This window comes from Tenggerimyces flavus, from assembly GCF_016907715.1.
In the GTDB taxonomy this organism is placed as follows: Bacteria; Actinomycetota; Actinomycetes; order Propionibacteriales; family Actinopolymorphaceae; genus Tenggerimyces; species Tenggerimyces flavus.
The window spans coordinates 3,057,655-3,076,161 of the sequence record NZ_JAFBCM010000001.1 but is presented as its reverse complement, the minus strand read 5'-3'; the positions used below and the strand labels follow the sequence as shown (position 1 = coordinate 3,076,161).

Genomic DNA, 18,507 nt, shown 5'->3' with positions numbered 1-18,507 from the left:
GCACCATGGGCGCTGAGAGGTCCGCCCCGATCGGACGTGCCCTCGAACACGCTCAGAGCCGACCACGCGGGAGCATCGACATGGACGCCGTCACGCACGTACCTCAGCCGGTCAACGAGCCGGTCCTGACCTACGCACCGGGCACGCCCGAGCGCGCACGGATCGAGCAACGCCTCAAGGAACTCGGCAACGAGCAGGTGACGCTGACGGCGACGATCGGCGGTGCGCAGCGTTCGGGCTCGGGCGCTCCGGTGAACGTGGTCAAGCCGCACAACCACGCGCAGGTGCTGGGGACGTTCCAGCACGCCAGCCAGCAGGACGCCCAGGACGCGATCTCCGCCGCCCTGGCCGCGGCGCCGGCGTGGCGGGCATTGAGCTTCGACGACCGGGCAGCGATCTTCCTCAAGGCCGCCGACCTCGCGGCCGGCCCGTGGCGCGAGACGTTGAACGCCTCGACGATGCTCGGCCAGAGCAAGACGATCCAGCAGGCCGAGATCGACGCGGCCTGCGAGCTGATCGACTTCCTGCGGTTCAACGTGTCGTTCGCGCAGCGCATCCTGTCCGACCAGCCGATCTCCTCCCCCGGGATCTGGAACCGTGTGGAGTACCGGCCGCTCGAAGGGTTCGTGTACGCGATCACCCCGTTCAACTTCACCGCGATCGCCGCCAACCTGCCCACCGCGCCGGCGATGCTCGGCAACGTCGTGCTGTGGAAGCCCTCGCCGACGCAGATGCTCTCCGCGTTCCACACCATGCGCCTGCTCGAGGCCGCCGGCCTGCCTCCGGGCGTGATCAACCTGCTACCCGGCGACGGCCTCGCGGTCTCCGAGGTGGCGCTGGCCTCGCCTGCCCTGGCGGGGATCCACTTCACGGGGTCGACGAAGACGTTCCGGCACCTGTGGCACACGGTCGGCTCGAACCTCGACTCCTACCGCTCGTACCCGCGTATCGTCGGCGAGACGGGCGGCAAGGACTTCGTGCTCGCGCACCCCTCAGCCGATCCCGCGGTGCTCCGGACTGCTTTGGTGCGAGGGGCCTTCGAATACCAGGGCCAGAAGTGCTCGGCCGCCTCCCGCGCGTACGTGCCGCAGTCGGTGTGGTCCCGCGTCCGCGACGACCTCGCGGCGGAGACCGACGCCCTGACGATGGGCGACGTCGCCGACCTCTCGAACTTCATCGGCGCGGTGATCGACGACCGCGCGTTCGCCAAGCACAAGGCAGCGATCGACCGGGCACACGCTGCGCCGTCGATCGAGGTGCTGGCGGGCGGGACGTACGACGACTCGGTCGGCTACTTCGTGCGTCCGACGGTGTTGGTGGGGTCAGATCCGACGGACGAGATCTTCTCGACGGAGTACTTCGGGCCCATCCTGTCGGTGCACGTGTACGAGGATGCGGACTACGACTCGGTGGTGTCCCAGCTGGACGCGGCGTCCCCGTACGGCCTGACCGGCGCTGTCATCGCCCAGGACAGAGTGGCGATCGCCGCAGCGGCGGAGCGGTTGCGGTTCACGGCGGGCAACTTCTACATCAACGACAAGCCCACGGGCGCGGTGGTGGGGCAGCAACCCTTCGGCGGGGCGAGGGCGAGTGGGACGAACGACAAGGCCGGCTCGATGTGGAACCTGATCAGATGGCTGAGCCCCAGGTCGATCAAGGAAACGTTCAACCCACCAACGGACTACAGCTACCCCCACATGGCCTGAGCGGAAGCAAGGCCACCACAAGCGACGCGAGCACGGCAACAAACCCCAGCAGGAAGGAACCTCCCCCGGGACACCTGTTCCGGGGGCAGGGGCGGGCGCGTGAAAAACAGGTGGCCGGTCCGGGGTGGGTCAAGGGTCGAAGATCGCGAAGCGACGTCGTTTGCAAACTGCGCGAAGCGCCGTCCAAACGGCGCCCTTGACGCGCCCCGGACCGGCCACCAAAATCGACCGCCGCCACAGTCCCCGAGAGCACCAATCCCGCGGGGGAGCTTCGCCGAGAAGATCCCGAGTGGGAACTGAGCTGCGTCCTTGCCGCCCGCCAGGGTTTTAGCCGGAGCCGTACGCCTCAAGGGCGCCATAGACGGCGCTTCGCGCAGGATGGCGTCGCTTCGCGAGCTTCGCCCCTTGACCCGTACGGCTCCGGCCAAAGTGCGGCGGGGACGGCAACGACGCCGCCCCTGCGAGACGCCCATCCCAGGTCAGGGGAACTCCCCTGCCCCAGCCCCAGGCCTCTTGTGGTGCAGATGAAGCCGGGCCTATCCCTTACCGTGATCATGTACGTGATCATGAAGCCAAACCGGCGTATACGCACTGTCCGCCTTCATGATCACGTTCATGATCACGCGCCACCCCCACACCAGCCACCTCACGAGTTTGCGTGGAGACTTCTGGTCGCCATGGCGACCAGAAGTCTCCACGCTCATACGGATGTGACGGGTGGGACTGGAGCGACGACCATCACCAGACAAGGAAGGGATTGGGGAAGGTTTGGGTCACATAGACCCCCAAAACTTCCCCAATCACCTAGCAGCAAGCGGACTCAGGCGGACTTGCGAGCCGGAGCTTTGGCCGCCTTCTTCGCCGTCGTCTTCTTCGCGGCGGCCTTCTTGGCCGGCGCCTTCTTCGCGGCGGCCTTCTTCGCAGCCGGGGCCTTCTCCTCCGGGGCCTCCCTGGGAGCCTCGCCGCGGCGCTTGCGGGCCGCGTCGACCGAGGCCTGCAGCGCGGCCATCAGGTCGACGACCTCACCGGCCGGGGCGACCTCTTCCACCGCCTCGACAGCGCGGCCCTCGGTCTTGGCCTCGATCAGCTCCTCGAGCGCCTTGCGGTACTCGTCGTGGTACCGGTCCGGGTCGAACACCGTCGACAGGGTCTGGATGTACGACTCGGCCATCGCGACCTCCTGCGGCCGCACCTCGACGTCCGCCGGCGGCGCCACGGTGGCGTCGTCGCGGACCTCGTCGGGCCACAGCATCGTCTGCAGCACCAGGGAGTCGTTCTTGTTCCGGACGATCGCGAGCGACTCCCGGTTGCGCAAGGCGACCTTGACAACGGCGACCTGGCCGGTGTTCTCCAGCGCGTCGCGCAGCAGGACGTACGGCTTCGCGCCGGGCCCCTCGGCCTGCAAGTAATACGAACGCGCCACGTAGATCGGGTCGAAGTCATCCGCTGGGACGAACTCCAGTACCTCGATGCTGTGCCGGCTCGGCAACGGTAGCTCGCCGAAGTCCTCCGACGTCAGGATCACGATCCCGCCGTCGGGAAGCTCGTAGCCCTTCGCGATGTCGGAGTACGGCACCTCCTCGCCGTCGATGTCGCAGACCCGCTTGTACCGGATCCGGCCACCGTCCTCGGCGTGCACCTGACGGAAGGAGATGTCCTTCTCCTGCGTGGCGGCGTACACCTTGACCGGGATCGTCACCATTCCGAAGGAGACGGATCCCTTCCAAATCGCCTGTGGCATGGACAACTCCCAGCCCTCTGGCGCGCTCAATCGGGGAAGAGGCGCGCGTCAACAACCCACCTTGTCGCCCGGCGCGACGGTAGGCAAGTGGTCGTTACGCTACTGCGCTTCGCGCTCGCGCTGCGCGTTCGACGCCACACCGAGCGCGGTCAATGCGGCGTGAACATGGCCCTCGGACGTTTCCAGGGCAGAACGCGCGTCGCTCGGGTCGACGCCGGCGAGCACCGACACGATCGCGGTCTTCAGCTCGCCGCCGGCCTCGGTCAGGACGCGGGCACCGGTGTCCTCGTCGAGCCCGGTCGCCTCGGCCAGGATCGCAAGCGTCCGGCCGCGCAGCTTGGCGTTGGTCGCGACCATGTCGACCATGAGGTTGGAGTACGTACGCCCCAGCCGCACCATCACCGCGGTCGAGAACGCGTTCAACACCAGCTTCTGCGCCGTACCCGCCTTCATCCGCGTCGACCCCGCCACGACCTCCGGGCCGGTGTCGAACGCGAGGAACACGTCGACCTCCGCACCCACCGGCGTGCCCGGGTTGGCCGTGATCAGCGCCGTCGAGGCCCCGAGCCGCCGGGCCGTACGCAGGGCCGCGGCAACGAACGGGGTCCGCCCACTCGCGGCGAGGCCCACGACGATGTCGCCGGCCTTGACCGACGCCTCCATCTCGGCGCTGCCGGCCTCTTCGTTGTCCTCGGCGTTCTCGATCGCCTGCAGCAGCGAGCTCGGCCCGCCGGCCACATGGGTGACGAACCAGTCCGCTGGAGCCGCGAACGTCGGCGGCAGCTCGGCGGCGTCCATCACCGCGAGCCGACCGGACGTTCCCGCGCCGACATAGTGCACGCGCCCGCCGCCGCGCAACGCCTCGACCGCCAGGTCGACGGCCACCGCGAGGCGGGGCAACACGGCGCGCACGGCGCCCGGCACCCGATGGTCCTCGTCGTTGATGAGCCGCAGAACCTCGAGCGTGGACAGCCGGTCGATGTCGTACGTACGTGGATTGCGTGTCTCTGTCGGCGACGTGACTCGGACCACCGCCATCGGTGCCTCCTCCGCGTCGGAGAGCCGCCTCACTTGCGCCGCCCCCGGTTGGCCCCCCTGCTGGACGGCAACCTGTGGTCGCCGATCGCCTCGAGCGTGACCTCCAATGCGTCCACGGTCTCGCGGTAGTGCTTGCGGGCGACGCCGACGAACAGCGCGTCGACCACGGTCAGCTGTGCGATCCGGCTCGCCGTCGCGCCGGAACGGAACGTCGTCTCGCGCGCCGCGGTCGTCAGCACGTGGTCGGCGACGTCGGAGATCGGCGAGCGGGGGAAGTTCGTCAGCGCGACCGTCGTGGCGCCGCGCCGGCGCGCGACCGAGAGCACATCAATCGTTTCCGACGTGGCCCCGGAGTGCGAGATGCCGAACGCGATGTCGCCCGGTCCGAGCAGCGCCACGCTGGACAGCGCGACGTGGGTGTCCGGCCAGGCGAACGCATACCGCCCGATCCGGTGCAGCTTCTGCTGCAGGTCGGCCGCCACGAAACCACTCGCGCCGACGCCGAAGACGTCGATGCGGCCGGCGTTCGACATCAGGTCGGCGACCTGCTCGAGCAGCTCGACGTCGAGCTGTCGCGCGGTCTCCTCCACGGCCTTGGAGTCGGCGAACGCGATCTTCTCGACGATCTGCTCCATCGTGTCGTCCGGGCCGATGTCCGTCCCGACGACGCGGCCTCGTTCGCTGTCGCGAACGGACTCGCGCGCGGACTCCGCGGCGAGCCGGAGCCGAAGGTCGGGATAGCCCGCGAGCCCGAGCGCCTTGCAGAACCGGATCACGGTCGTTTCCGACGTGCCAGCCGCGCGAGCCAGCTCGGTGATCGTGCGTCCCGCAGCGCGGGACGGGTCCTCCAGCACGAGAGCCGCTACGCGCTGCTCGGCGGGCGACAAGGATGGAGACAGCGCTCGGATGCGGATCACGACGCCCTCGGCGAGGGGATCCGCTCCCACAGGAACCTTCGAACTCTTCGGCATGATGGTAAGTAAATTACACGTACCTTCGACGTTACGCGCCGGAACGCCGTAGGCAAGGATCACGTTCCCAACACTTTTCACCAACGCTTGACCCGAGTGAACGGGTTGGATACCGCCTGTCGTCGAAGCGCTTCAGCGCGTGGCCGCGGCGAAGCCCACCGCGGTGAAGCGCTCGGCCTCGCTCTCCCCGTCGACCAGGACACCCTGGGCGTCGGAGAGCCTGATCGCGTCGACGTACACGCCACGGCCCTGGTAGAGCGTGTCGGACGTGTACCGCCAGCGGAGCTGGACCGGTCCAGGCGGCCCGGCGAGGTCTGCCCGCACCGTTCGCCACTCCCGGCCGTTGAAACCGGAGATCTGTCCGGTGTACGCCGACTCCGCGCCGTCCTTCGACCGCGTCTCGAACGGAACGGGAGCCCAGGTTGTCCCACCGTCTCGAGACAGTTCGAGCGTAAGCCAGTCGGAGCGCTCGGTCTCCACGAACTGGGAGAACGTCAGCTTGGTGCTCTCGCTGCGCAGGTCGACCGGCAGCGTGAGCGTTGCCGTCGACGCGTCCACCAGCCCGGAGAACCACGCCGTCTCGCCCTTGCGGGGCGTGACCTTGACCGCTCGGGCGACGTACTGCGCCGCCGTCTGCCGCGCGAACTTCATCGTCGCCGAGCTCCAGTCGCGGCTCGGGTGCACGCGGTTGGTGAGCAGCACGACGAACGTTCGCGACATCGGGTCGATGACGAGGCTCGTGCCGGTGAAGCCGGTGTGCCCGGCCGTGTGCGGCGAGGAGAGCCCGGACATGTACCAGAGCTGGTCCAGCTCGAAGCCCAGCCCGTGCGAGTTGTTCGGGAACTTCTGGTTGTAGTTCGTGATCATCGCCTCGACCGACTCGCGGCTGAGGATCTTGTGCCGGTCGTAGCGGCCGCCGTTGAGGATCGTCTGGCAGAGGATCGCGAGGTCGCTCGCGGTGGAGAAGATGCCGGCATGGCCGGCGACGCCGCCGAGCGACCAGGCGTTCTCGTCGTGCACGCTGCCGCGGACGATGCCGCGCGGCGGGGCGGACTCGTACTCGGTCGCCGCGATCCGGTCGAGCTTGCTCGCGGGCGGGTTGTAGCCGGTGTCGACCATGCCGAGCGGCTCGGAGATGCCGTCGCTGACGAGCTGGTCGAGCGACTTGCCGCTGACGTGCTCGGCGAGGACGCCGAGCGTGATCAGGTTGAGGTCGGAGTAGGTGTAGCGCGTGTCCGGCGGCGCCTGCGGGGCGATCGTCAGCGTCGCGTGGATCCGCGACGCCTTGTCCGGGTAGAGGCGCCAGAGCGCGACCCAGGACGGCAGGCCGGACGTGTGGGTGAGCAGCTGGCGCACCGTGACGGCTTCCTTGCCGTTCGCTTTGAACGGCTTGAGGTAGGTCCAGACGGGCCGGTCGAGGTCGATGCGCCCCTTCTCGACCTGCTGCATGATCACGATCGAGGTGAACAACTTGGACACGCTGGCCATGTCGAAGATCGTGTCCGTACGCATGGCGACCTGCTGGTCGGCGGGCAGCTCGGTGCCCTGGAAGTCGGTGTACTTGACCGCCTTGCCCATCGCCTCGAGCAGCGCGACCTCGCCGTCGTGGGCGGCCAGCACGACCGCGCCGGGGTAGATCGGCTTCTGGGTGCCCTGCGGCTCCATGTACCCCTTGAGCTTGTCGACCAGTTCGGTCAACGTCCCGGCGTTCAGACCTGCCTCCTCGGGGCTTGCTGCGCGGAGCTTGGTGTTCGGAGGCGCGAACCCGGTGTAGGGCTCGTCGAAGCCGCGGTCCTGGCCGCGACCTGCCTGCGCGGGCACGATACCGGCCAGGACGAGCGCGGTGGCGGCGACGAAGGCTGCTGCCAGGCGGGCCTTCATGGCCGTCAGCCCCGCCGGCCCGGGTAGATCAGGTACGGCTTGCGCTGCTTGTCGAACGCCTTGAGCTCGGCCTTCCAGGCGCCGATGACCTCGTCGGTGGTGGCGCCGGCGTCGATCATCGTGCGAAGCCTTGTGGAGCCGGAGAGCTTGTCGATCCAGTACGGGCGAGCCGGGTCGTACGTGTCGTACCGCCAGGCGAACTTGTCGTACTTCTTCGCCTCGACGAGCATCGCGACCGCGGTGGGGACCGGCTCGTAGTCCCAGATGTCGGTGATGTGCAGCTGGACGCCGGCGCAGACCTCGTTGACGTACTTGTTGAACGTGGGAACGAAGTACGCCTCGCGGAACTCGATGCCGGGGAGGCCGTACGCGTTCAGCCGGTCGCCCCAGTGGTAGTCGAGGTACGGGGCGCCGATGAACTCGAACGGCCTCGTGGTACCTCTGCCCTCGGACAGGTTCGTGCCCTCGAACATGCAGGTGCCGGAGTAGACGAGCGCGGTGTCCGGCGTGGGCATGTTCGGGCTCGGCGGGATCCACGGCAGGCCGCTCTCATGGGCGCGGCTGTCGGGGCGCCAGCCCTTGCACTTGATCACGGTGAGGTCGACCGCCTTGCCGGGGTCGGCGTCCTTCGGAAGGAACTCGCCGTTGTAGAAGCGGGCCAGCTCCCCCATCGTCATGCCGTGCTGCTGGCAGACCTCGCGCTTGCCGACGCCGGAGGTCCACTCGGGCAGCATCATGCCGCCATCGGCGCGGCCGCCGACCGGGTTGGGGCGGTCGAGCACGACGTACTTGATGCCGAGCCTCGCGCAGACGGCCATGGAGTCGTAGAGCGCCCACATGTAGGTGTAGAAGCGGGCGCCGACGTCCTGGATGTCGAACACCATGGTCTCGACGCCGGCCTTGGTGAACAGGCGCTGGAGCTTGTCGCGGTTGGCGCCGTACGCGTCGTACACCGGCAGCTGGGTGCGCGGGTCGACCGTGTCGCCCTCGGAGCCGCCGGCCTGGGCGCTGCCGCGGAAGCCGTGCTCGGGGCCGAAGATGCCGACGATGTTCAGCCCGTCGGCGATCGCCATGTCGTCGACGATGTGGCGGGTGTCCTTGAGGACGCCGGTGGGGTTGCTGAAGACGCCGAGCTTGGTGCCCTTGAGCATGTCCCAGTCGGCCGCGGCGGCGACGTCGGCGCCTGGGCGTACGTGGCCCTGGCTGCCGCGCTGCGCCTGCGGCTCGGCGTGGGCGGGGCTGGCGCTGGTCGCCGCGAGCGTCATCGCGGCGCCTCCGGTCAGGGCGGACGCGAGCACCGCCCGGCGGGATGCACCGCCGGCGTTTTCGTTCCCAACCATCACGTGTCCTCCGATTTCGGGCGTACTCGCTGGTCAGCAGTGTGCGGGGTGAACGGTCGTGACGTCACCAGGTAAGGCCGTGACCGGCCGGGTAAAGGACCTCGCCCGGGTCCTCGCCGGACGGGATCGTGACGGGGAGCTTGCCCTGGGGGGTGATCTCGCCGTAGAGGACCTGAGCGAGGGCCGTGATCGAGCCGACGGTCGGGACGTAGGTGACGACGAACGTCTCGACGCCGGCGAGGAAGCCGATGTCGTACGGCTCCTGGACCGCGACCACGACGACCTTCTTGCCGGTGGCGACGAGCTCGTGGACGAGCCGCTGCTGCCTGGCCTCAGGGTCGGTGATCTCGAGGTCCCAGGCCTTCATCGTGAGAACGAACACGAGGTCGGCCTGCGTCGCGCCGGTGACGGCGGTCTCGATGGCGAGGTTGGACGGCTTGGTGCCGGTCTGGAAGACGCCGGCCTGGTGGCCCCTCTTGGTGGCCTCGTTGGCGAGGGTCTGGGTCGCGGTGACTCCGTAGCCGGTGACGAAGACCTTCTTGGGGCTCTTGTCGAGCGGCAGGGTCGCCGCGTCGTTGCGGACGACGGTGATGCTCCGGTTGGTCGTCTTGGCCGCTCTGGTGAGGTGGCTGGCGATGCCGACGACCCTGTCGACGCGTGCTTCGTCGACGAACGGGTCGCGGTTGCTCGCCTTGACTCTCAGGATGCGGGTGACGGCTTCGTTCAGCCTGGCTTCGGTGATCTCGCCGTTCTTGGCGGCCTCGAGGACCGCTTCGTACGCGACCCTGAAGCTCGGCGGCCGCAGCAACATGTCGACGCCGGCGTTGATGGCGAGGACGGGGACGCGGTCGTCGCCGTACTTGTCGCGGACGCCCTGCATGCCGAGGGCGTCGGTGATGACCACGCCCTGGAAGCCGAGGTCGTGGCGGAGGATGCCGGTCATGATCGGCTTGCTCAGCGTGGCCGGGTCCTTGGCGGGATCGAGCGCCGGGAAGACGAGGTGGCCGGTCATGATCATCTTGAGGCCCTGCTGGATGGCCAGCTTGAACGGGACCGCGTCGATCCGTTCCCACTCCTCGCGGGTGTGGGTGATCTCGGGGATGCCGGTGTGGCTGTCGACCCTGGTGTCGCCGTGGCCGGGGAAGTGCTTGGCGGTGGCGACGATGCCGGCTTGGCGTTGGTAGCCGTTGACCTGGGCGGCCATGAACCGCGCGACGGTCTCGGGGTCCTCGCCGAAGCTGCGGACGCCGATGACCGGGTTGCCGGGGTTGATGTTGACGTCGCCGACGGGGGCGTAGTCCTGGTTGACGCCCATCGCGGCGAGCTCTTTGCCGGTGATGGCCGCGGCATCCCGTGCTGCGCTCACGTCTTGGGTGGCGCCGAGGGCCATGGCGCCGGGGAACTGGGTGGCGGGCGGGCCGATGCGGACGATGCTGCCCGTTTCCTGGTCGGTGCCGATCAGGAGGGGGACATCGTTCGCTTCGAGCGCCGCTCTTTGCAGGCCGTTGCTCAGGGCCGCCACCTGGCGTGGGTTGGCGATGTTGGCCGACCAGGTGAAGTAGGAGATGCCGCCGAGGTGGTACTTGGCGATGATCTGCGCCGGGGTGGCGACGCCGTACTCGGCCGTGTTGCGACCGTCGCTGGTGTCCGCGGCGGCGCCGTAAACGTGGTTGACGAACAGCTGGCCGACCTTGTGCTCGACGGTCATCCTGGCGAGCGTGCGGCGGACCCACGGCTCGGTGCTGTCGGCTTCGGCCGTTCTGGCGGTGGCAAGCGCCGTGAGCGCGCTGGCGGCACCGAGGACGACGGTGCGTCGGGCGGGGCGAGATACGGGCACGGATCCTCCCGGCTGGGCATACCGAAAGTAATCTTTGACGAACTCCCCGTCTCTGAAACCTACCTACGGCGTGCCGGGCGCGTCAATGGAGCAGGTCCGGAATCTCCTGCCGGGCAAACCAGAGCAACTCGTACCCCTCGGCCTCGTCGACGACGAACTCCGCGTCCTCGTCGCCCTGATCGGCCTTCTGGATGGCGTTCGCCGCCTTGTCGACGGTGTCCGTGGCGTCTTCTTCGTCGACGTGTACGGCCTGGATCTGCTGGATCGTGATGGCCCGCGCGACCGTTGCCTGACTCCTGGGCCCGTCGGCGGTCTGCTGGACGTCGCTGTCCTCGACGTCCGCCGCGACCACCACCCTGCGCCGGGGGGTCTTGTCGTCGGCAGCGAGCAGCCTGAGCGACGCCTTGGCCGCCTCACTCAGCGCGGCGTACTCGAGCTCCTCGATGTCCCCCTCGACGTACCACTCCCGCAACCTGGGCGTGACGGCATGAGCCCCGAGCGGCCCCGGCCCGAAGCCGCCCTGCTTCACGGCCTCAGCCAACCCGCCGAGCGTGGTCCCGAGATAGACGCGCATGGGTCAAGCATCCCGGAACCCACGCCCCGTCCTCACCCGCCCCGCCGTGGTAGTGTTCTCTCATTGCTCCCCGCCTTCCTCCGGGAATGGCGGGGATGATTATTTGTGGCTAGACTTTCCTCATTGCTCCCCGCCGGTCCCCGGACCTGGCGGGGATGATTTGTTTACGACACCGGACGGGTGTCCGTCGTGTCCTCGCAGGATCGATAGCGAACCACGTCCAGGTAGTGGCACCACGGCGTGTTCGTGCCCGCGAACCGCAACCGGCGGGTGCCATCCCATGCCGCGACCTCCACCGTCGTGGAGCCGAGTCCAGCAACGGTCTCAAGGGCTGGCATGAGGTCTGTGTCGCACGAGAAGAGGATCCCTACGTCGTACGCGCCCTCGATCGCTAGACGGACGAAGTCCACCGCCAACGCGACGTCGATGCCCTTCTCCTGCGCTTGTACCTGCGGCCACCCGCGCGGATAGCGAAGCGGCCGGCGGACGACAGTGACCAGTGGATCTCGATCCCAACCATCCGCCTGCCGATCATTCGCCTCAGCAGCGCTGGCCTGCTCGTGGGCATTGGTCTGCCGCGATAGACGCGGACTCCGACCAACCTGCTGGGGAACTGTCGGCCGACCACGATCGTGTCGGCCACGCGGCGGGGATCGACGTGTCCCACCGATCGACGCGTGCCCTTGGGATGGAACACCTCGAGTGCCGAGAAGTGGACGTTCTGGTAGTCCATGAAGACCATCACGCGAGCAGACATGCCGTGCCCTCTCAAACCGACGCCAATGGGGGCCTCGGAATTCGTACGCCTCCGAGGCGGCGTGGAGAGCACGTGGGCACCCGCCCACTGCTGAACGCTCCGGCCGACATTCGCCTGAGCTCGTTGACGATCCTACGCCAGTCCGCCGACACCCCTGACCCTGTGGACACTGTGGACAGCCCCAACGCCGACCCACCGACGCGACCTAGCGTCGCGGTGCATGACCGTCCACGCGTTCGTCGACGAGACCCGCCGAGGCTCGACGTACTACCTCGTCTGCGCGCTCGTGGATCCAGCCGCGGTGACGCGATTGCGGCGGATCATGCGCGAGTTGCTACTGCGCGGGCAGAGCGAGTTGCACTTCGCGAAGGAGAACGGCTCTCGACGTCGGCAGATCGTCGATCGCCTCGTCTCGACAGAACTGTTCCGAATCCGCATCTACTCGGCGGACTGTGCGACAGGTGAGGAGAACGCTCGTCAGCGCTGCATGGCCAGTCTCGCGGGCGACCTGGTCGAGGCAGGTGCCCAGCGGCTCGTGTTGGACACGCGAGCAGGTCGTGACAGACATGACCAGCTGACACTTCGCCGTCGGCTCGGTGCCCATCCCAGTCAGACCAACGTCACCTACGAGCATGTCGACTCGCGACACGAGCCGCTGATCTGGGTGGCCGACGCGATCGGCTGGTGTTACGGCGCCGGCGGCGAGTGGAGACAACGCGTACTCGCACGCACCGAGAGTCATGCCGTCACCTAGACAGCGCGAAGCCCGGGCAGCCGACCGTCCGGACGGGTCCCGGGCTCACTTTCGAGGCCCACCGGGCCTCGACACCCCTGATTCTAGCTGTGCTCCCGCACTCCAGCCACCGAGAATCCGCCAGCCTGGGGATGTAGGCCGTGTCTGTCAAAGATCGCCTAGCCATCGCGCTACGCGCGATGACCGGCGCTCTTTGCCAGACACGACCTGACCTCGGGATCTCGGGTGTTGGTGGGCGACCTTGGCCTGGGAAAGCAAGAAGTGCCTGTCCTGCTGGGGAAACTTTGGGATGGCGACGTCTCAAGGGATCCGAGCGGGAAGGCACTCCGTGGCTGAAGCGTCGTGGTCGCCTTACCCGGCCAGTGCCCCCTCTACCTGGCGTCCACCCCACGTAAAGCGGCCAATGATCATGTAAACATGATCGTTGGCCCCAGGGCAGGCCCGGACCGGGCGAACCAACCGCCAGCTGAAGATCGAGGCTAAGCGAGTTGGTCATGAAGCGTGGCGCGGGTGGTGCGCAACGAGGTCTCCAGCACGGTGAGGCGGCGCTGCTCGTCCATCACGTTCACGCCGAAGACGGCGAGGTCCTCGGGGCCGGGCGCCAGTACGGTCACGCGGGTGCCTTCGGAACGGAGTTGGGCCAGCTCGGCGACGAGTTGGCGGGTCTGCGGCCGGCGCCAGCGGCGGAGCAACCGGACGGCGAACGTCGTCTTCGGGTAGCTGGCGAACGCTGCCATCGGGGCGAGCACGTAGACCTCGTCCAGTCCCTGACCCGCGGCCAGGTCGGCCGACGCGATCGACACCGTGCCGCCGTCGACGTACGAACGGCCGGCGATCTCTACTGGGGAGAACCAGGCCGGGATCGCGCACGACGCCGTCACGCCCAGGGCGGGGGTCGCGGAACCGCCCGCGGAGAACACCGCGCGGTCGCCGGTCGCGTAGTCCATCGCCACCACGCGCAGGTCCGGCCACGAAGGCCACGAAGGCGTCACCCGGTCCACCAAAGCCGTCAGCTCCGTCGTCTGCCCCCGACCCCGTGGCAACAACCCGGCGAGCAGCACCGGCCCGTTCAAAAGCTCACGCCGCCGCGCCGCAGAAGCCAGCAGAGCACGAGACCCGAAGCCGGGCTTCAAGGCCGGCGGCCGCGCCCCGCCCACCGCGTAGTCGAACTCCACCCCCGCCAACGGCCCCGAGCGAAGCATCCCCTCCCGCTGGTGCTCCAGCTGCTCCCGAGCCGACACCCCACCGGCCAGCATCGCCGCCACCACCGACCCGGCGGACGTCCCCACGAGCAGGTCCATCGACGAAGCCGAAACCCCCGTCGACTCCTCCAACGCCACCAGTGCCCCGACCATCCACGCAGCGCCGAGCACACCGCCGCCGCCCAGGACGAGACCCCGTCGCGGCCGGCTCATCGCGCCCGCTTCCGCGCCGCACGCTTCCGCGGCGCAGCAGAACGAGCAGGAGCCGAAGAAGAACGCCCCACCGAATCCACCAGCTCCGCCAAAGCCTCAGGCAAAGAAGAGGCCAACACCGACAGGTCGGCCATCGCGTCGCGGTCCCCGTTCAGCCCGAAGCACACCCGCCCGTTGTACGACGTCAGCCCGATCGCCAACGCCTGCCCCTTCGCCAACGGCACCACGGGGTACGTCGCCAGCATCGGCGCACCGCCCACGTACAAAGGCGTCTGCGGACCCGGCACGTTCGTCACCACCAGGTTGAACACCCGCCGCGACAACGTGTTCGCCGCCCGCGCACCCAACGCGTGCAACGTCGGCGGCCCGAAGCCAGCCATCCCCGCCAGCGACCGCGCGTCCACCGCCCGCCCCGTCTCGCGGTGCGCCTTCATCGCGTACGACACCTGGTGCAGACGCATCGCCGGCGACGCCTCGCCCACCGGCAGGTCGACCAGGTACTCCGTCACCCGGCTCCCGATCCCGCCCGAGCCAGCCGCCGCAGAGCCCTCCAAGGCCACCGACAACGGCACCATCGCCCGCACAGCAGTGCTCGACCGTACCGAGACCCCACGCGCGAACATCCAAGAACGCAAAGCCCCCGCGATGGTCGCCAGCACCACGTCGTTCACCGAAGCGCCGACAGCAGACCGCACCAGCCGGAAGTCCGACAACGGCATCTCCACCGTCATGAACCGCCGCTGCGCCCCGATCGCCGCGTTCAACGGGCTCACCGGAGCAGGCGAAGCGGCCGTACGCATCGCCGTCGCCAACCCACCAGCGGCGTCGCCCAACACCCGCAGCACCCGCTCGGTGTTCTGCTGCCAGTCGTTCACGACCGAACGTGCCGTCTCCACCAGCTCGGTAGGCCGCCGCACCGAGTCCGACAAGGCCCCAGCCAGCAGCTCCAAAGAAGAAGGCTCAGCAGTCGGATGCCAGGTGTCCACAGGCGGCGCCTCAGCCAGGGAGGCAGACGCATCCAGCACCACCTGCCCGATGTCCACCGCCGAGACCCCGTCGATCATCGCCTGGTGCGTCTTCGAGACCAAAGCGAAGCGCCCACCGGACAGCCCCTCGACGAGATACATCTCCCACAGCGGCCGGAGCCGGTCCAGCGGTCGGCTCATCAACCGGGCCACCAGGTCGCGCAGCTGCTCCTCGCGCCCCGGCCGCGGCAAAGCGGACCGCCGTACGTGGAAGCCCAGATCGAAGTTCTCGTCGTCCACCCACACCGGGTTGGCCAGATGCCCCGGCACCCAGCGCACCCGCTGCCGATAGCGCGGCACGAACGCCAGCCGTCGGCGGACGACGGCGAGCAGCGACTCGTACGAGAAGCCCGGCACCGCCTCGAACACACCCACGCTGCCCACGTGCATGGGAGTCGTGGGTTCCTCCAAATAGAGGAACGAGACGTCCAACGAGCTCAGCCGGTCTGCCACCACCACCCCCTCGAAAGGCCCTCGGGAACCCCCATGGTGGCACGTTCGTCCCGACATGCAGGGCGACACGGTCCACATCCGTGAGGCTGCCACCGGTCTCCCAACGAGCTGGCCTATCGTGACGTTCCGTACAAACAGCCAAGCCGCGGAGGTTGTCGCCGCCATGTCCGGCCGAACGTCTCGCCTGATCGCCGTCGTCGCGGTCCTGGCCGCCGCGTTCCTGCTCGCCAGCTGCGGCGCGAACGAGCCGACGGCCCGGCCCACCGCGACCGGCCCCGCGAAGGAGCTCACGGCCGCCATCGCCAAGGGCAACGTCACCCCGAGCGCCGAGCGCATCGAGGTCAAGGTCGGAACGATCGTCAAGATCACCGTCACCACCGACGCCGAGGACGAGCTGCACGTCCACGGGTACGACAAGAAGCTCACCGTCATCCCGAGCCAGGCCCGCACGCTGACGTTCCTCGCCGACAAGACCGGCCGGTTCGAGATCGAGTTCCACAAGGCCGACAAGCTGATCTACCAGCTCGTCGTCACGCCGTGATCGTCGCGCACGGGATCGGCGGCCGCGGCGACCTGCCCGTCCCGTTCTCCCTGGCCCTCATCGGTGCCGTCGCCGCGCTGGTGCTGTCGTTCGTGATCCTCGCGTTCGCCTGGAAGTCGCCGAGGTACGCCGACGGCGAGGAACGCGGCAAGGCCCTCCCCCAAGGCTTCACGAGCTTCGTCGACTCGAGGGCGTTCCGGATCGCGCTCAAGGTGATCGGCCTCGTCGTCACCGGCTTCTTCGCGGTCGCCGCGGTCCTCGGCCCGGACCTGCTGGTCAACCCCACATTCGGCGCCGTCTACGTGCTGTTCTGGGTCGGTCTCGTGCCCGCCTCGATCCTGCTCGGCCCGATCTGGCGCTACCTCAATCCCCTGCGTACGTTGCACGAAGGGCTCGCCGCCATCCTGGGGATGAAGCCCGAGGAGGGGCTCGCGAAGCTCCCGACCTGGATCGGCTACTGGCCGGCGGCGCTCGGGCTGTTCGCGTTCGTCTGGCTGGAGCTCGTCGCCCCGGGCAACGTCACGCTGCCGGTCGTACGGCTCTGGTTCGCCGTCTACGCGGGCGTGCACTTCATCGCGGCGGCGGTGTACGGCTCGCGCTGGTTCGACCGCGGCGACGCGTTCGAGGTCTACTCGACGATGTTCGCCAAGCTGTCCCCGCTGGCCCGCCGTAGCTCCGACCGACGCATCGTGCTCCGCAACCCGCTGGCGAACCTCGACACCGTCAAGCTCGGTCCCGGCCTCGTCGCGGTGATCGCGGTGATGCTGGGCTCGACCGCGTTCGACGGGTTCTCGACCAGCCCCGCGTGGATCGGCTTCGTGCAGAACGTCGCGGACGGAACGTTCGTCGCCACCGCGGTCCTGCTCGCCTCCGTCCTGCTCGTGGCCGGGACGTTCTGGGCCGCGACCGTCATCGCCGGCGGGCTGTCCGGCAGCCATGACAGGCGGACGCTCCCCCAGCAGTTCGCCGGGTCGGTGATCCCGATCGCGCTGGGGTACGTCGTCGCGCACTACTTCACGCTGTTCGTGGTCGAGAGCCAGCGCACGCTCATCTACGCCTCCGACCCACTGTCCAACGGCATGGACCTGTTCGGCATCGCCGACGCCGGCGTCAACACCTCGATCGCCGACAACCCCGGAGCCGTCGCGATCGTCAAGGTCTCCGCCGTCGTGATCGGCCACGTCCTCGGCGTCATCGCCGCCCATGACCGCGCCGTCACGCTGTTCCCGAGACGTACGGCGCTCCTCGGTCAGCTCCCGCTGCTGGTCGTCATGGTCGGCTACACGCTCGGCGGACTCACGCTGCTCTTCGCCACCTGACGCGTCAGCACCAACAGCATCGCCGGCAGCAGAACGGCCACCCACAGCGCGATCACGTTGAACAGCGCCTCGCCCGGGGTGAGGCCGTCCAGGTGCGTCTGGTGGTAGATCAGGTGCGGCACCGCGAACACCAGATACGCCCCGAGCGCCAGCCTGGCCATCAGCACGTCGAACCGGACGAACGCCACCCACGTCACCAACGCCAGCGCGAGGTTCATCGCGCCGTAGTCCTTCATCAGATGCTCGTTGAACGGGAGCACGTTCACGCCCGGAACGATGTCGTAGAACGAACGCGGCAACAGCAGGGTCCACAACCCCAGAGCCGTCTCGATGACGCCGAGGAACGCCACCCCGCCCCGAACCACTCTCATGCCGCCACTCCTGTCTGGTCGAGGAACTCCTCGAACGTCATGCGCCCCTCGGCGTGTTCGGGAGCAAGGTTGTAGCCCGCCCGAAAACCGTGAGCGATCTTGCCCACAAGGGGAATCGGCACCACGAGCCGGCGCTTCCCGAGCCGACGCAAGGCGGTCTTGACGAGGTCCGCCATGTCGTGGATCACCGGTCCGCCCAGATCGGGTGCGCGACCCAGGGCCGGCCCGACAGCGAGCTCGGCCACCCGTTCCGCGACGTCCACGGCAGCGATCGGCTGGGCACGGAACCCCGCCGGCACCGGAACGATCGGGGACCGGCCGAGCAGGCGCGCGGCAAGGACGAACAGCTCGTGGAACTGGGTCGCTCGCTGCACGGTCACCGGCAGACCGGACTCGGTGAGGATCGTCTCGACCTGGACCTTCGCTCGGTAGTAGCTGTAGGGGATCCGGTCCGACCCGACGATGCCCAGGCAGACGACGTGCGGACGCCCGGCGTGCGACGCGGCCTGCGCCAGAACACGCGCGCCCACGAGGTCCTCGCGCGGCCTGAGGTAGTTCGTCGCGCAGTGGACGACGGCTTCCACTCCGACGAGCGCGGCCCGCATGGCGTCTGGATCGGTCTGGTCGCCGGTCAGCCAAGTCACGCCCGGCGGCGCGTCGGCCGGTCGTGGTCGACGGCTGAGCAGTCGAACCTGCTGCCCGGCGTCGGTGAGCCGGCGGACGACGTGGCGGCCGAGCGCGCCACGACCGCCGGTGACGAGGATCTCCATGGTGCTGCCCTTCT

17 protein-coding genes are annotated in these 18,507 nt (G+C 68.6%); 4 read left to right on the top strand and 13 right to left on the bottom strand.

The features are described 5' to 3' along the window. Positions 1-80: 80 nt before the first annotated feature. Positions 81-1,706: an L-glutamate gamma-semialdehyde dehydrogenase gene (gene pruA, locus JOD67_RS14420; protein ID WP_205117955.1), complete on the top strand. Its 1,626-nt coding sequence runs from the start codon at positions 81-83 to the stop codon at positions 1,704-1,706. 820 nt (positions 1,707-2,526) lie between these two features. Here the strand turns inward: pruA and ku are convergent. From ku to JOD67_RS14375, 9 genes are all read right to left on the bottom strand, one after another. Continuing rightward, positions 2,527-3,447: a non-homologous end joining protein Ku gene (gene ku / locus JOD67_RS14415; RefSeq protein WP_205117954.1), complete on the bottom strand. Its 921-nt coding sequence runs from the start codon at positions 3,445-3,447 to the stop codon at positions 2,527-2,529. A 99-nt stretch (positions 3,448-3,546) separates the two neighbouring features. After that, positions 3,547-4,485, bottom strand: coding sequence for an N-acetylmuramic acid 6-phosphate etherase (gene murQ, locus JOD67_RS14410; protein ID WP_205117953.1), 939 nt, complete (start codon positions 4,483-4,485; stop codon positions 3,547-3,549). Between the two features lie 29 nt (positions 4,486-4,514). Next, on the bottom strand, positions 4,515-5,456 hold the full coding sequence (locus JOD67_RS14405; protein WP_205117952.1) for a MurR/RpiR family transcriptional regulator: 942 nt from the start codon (positions 5,454-5,456) through the stop codon (positions 4,515-4,517). Positions 5,457-5,588: 132 nt separating this feature from the next. Continuing rightward, positions 5,589-7,337, bottom strand: coding sequence for a serine hydrolase domain-containing protein (locus tag JOD67_RS14400; RefSeq protein ID WP_205117951.1), 1,749 nt, complete (start codon positions 7,335-7,337; stop codon positions 5,589-5,591). Positions 7,338-7,342: 5 nt separating this feature from the next. After that, positions 7,343-8,677 carry an exo-beta-N-acetylmuramidase NamZ family protein gene (locus JOD67_RS14395; protein WP_205117950.1) on the bottom strand — a complete coding sequence of 445 codons (1,335 nt, stop codon included), beginning with the start codon at positions 8,675-8,677 and terminating at the stop codon, positions 7,343-7,345. A gap of 64 nt (positions 8,678-8,741) precedes the next feature. Beyond that, the gene (locus tag JOD67_RS14390) at positions 8,742-10,514 is read right to left on the bottom strand and encodes a glycoside hydrolase family 3 protein (protein WP_307782394.1); all 1,773 of its coding nucleotides are present in this window, start codon (positions 10,512-10,514) and stop codon (positions 8,742-8,744) included. Between the two features lie 82 nt (positions 10,515-10,596). Beyond that, on the bottom strand, positions 10,597-11,088 hold the full coding sequence (locus JOD67_RS14385) for a DUF6912 family protein (RefSeq protein ID WP_205117949.1): 492 nt from the start codon (positions 11,086-11,088) through the stop codon (positions 10,597-10,599). A gap of 164 nt (positions 11,089-11,252) precedes the next feature. Next, positions 11,253-11,498, bottom strand: coding sequence for a PIN domain-containing protein (locus JOD67_RS14380; RefSeq protein ID WP_205117948.1), 246 nt, complete (start codon positions 11,496-11,498; stop codon positions 11,253-11,255). Then, complete coding sequence (locus JOD67_RS14375; RefSeq protein WP_205117947.1) at positions 11,480-11,845, bottom strand: hypothetical protein; 366 nt, start codon at positions 11,843-11,845, stop codon at positions 11,480-11,482. Before JOD67_RS14375 ends, JOD67_RS14380 begins: the two co-directional genes overlap by 19 nt. Before the next feature lie 220 nt (positions 11,846-12,065). Here JOD67_RS14375 and JOD67_RS14370 point away from each other — a divergent pair, with 220 nt between their 5' ends. Next, on the top strand, positions 12,066-12,599 hold the full coding sequence (locus JOD67_RS14370; protein WP_205117946.1) for a hypothetical protein: 534 nt from the start codon (positions 12,066-12,068) through the stop codon (positions 12,597-12,599). Between the two features lie 479 nt (positions 12,600-13,078). Here JOD67_RS14370 and JOD67_RS14365 read toward each other — a convergent pair whose 3' ends face one another. Next, positions 13,079-14,014: a patatin-like phospholipase family protein gene (locus tag JOD67_RS14365; protein WP_205117945.1), complete on the bottom strand. Its 936-nt coding sequence runs from the start codon at positions 14,012-14,014 to the stop codon at positions 13,079-13,081. After that, a complete protein-coding gene (locus tag JOD67_RS14360; protein ID WP_205117944.1) occupies positions 14,011-15,492 on the bottom strand; it encodes a WS/DGAT/MGAT family O-acyltransferase in 1,482 nt (493 codons plus the stop codon). Before JOD67_RS14360 ends, JOD67_RS14365 begins: the two co-directional genes overlap by 4 nt. A 118-nt stretch (positions 15,493-15,610) precedes the next feature. On the opposite strand from JOD67_RS14360, the gene JOD67_RS14355 reads away from it, so the two are divergent. Both JOD67_RS14355 and JOD67_RS14350 read left to right on the top strand, forming a co-directional pair. Then, positions 15,611-16,033 (top strand): cupredoxin domain-containing protein, encoded by a 423-nt coding sequence (locus tag JOD67_RS14355; protein WP_205117943.1) that lies wholly within the window; start codon positions 15,611-15,613, stop codon positions 16,031-16,033. Beyond that, positions 16,030-17,352 (top strand): hypothetical protein, encoded by a 1,323-nt coding sequence (locus JOD67_RS14350; RefSeq protein WP_205117942.1) that lies wholly within the window; start codon positions 16,030-16,032, stop codon positions 17,350-17,352. The genes JOD67_RS14355 and JOD67_RS14350 overlap by 4 nt, the downstream gene beginning before the upstream one ends. Here the strand turns inward: JOD67_RS14350 and JOD67_RS14345 are convergent. Both JOD67_RS14345 and JOD67_RS14340 read right to left on the bottom strand, forming a co-directional pair. Beyond that, the gene (locus tag JOD67_RS14345; protein WP_205117941.1) at positions 17,313-17,723 is read right to left on the bottom strand and encodes a hypothetical protein; all 411 of its coding nucleotides are present in this window, start codon (positions 17,721-17,723) and stop codon (positions 17,313-17,315) included. The genes JOD67_RS14350 and JOD67_RS14345 overlap by 40 nt on opposite strands. After that, positions 17,720-18,493 (bottom strand): SDR family oxidoreductase, encoded by a 774-nt coding sequence (locus JOD67_RS14340; RefSeq protein ID WP_205117940.1) that lies wholly within the window; start codon positions 18,491-18,493, stop codon positions 17,720-17,722. Before JOD67_RS14340 ends, JOD67_RS14345 begins: the two co-directional genes overlap by 4 nt. Positions 18,494-18,507: the final 14 nt, after the last annotated feature.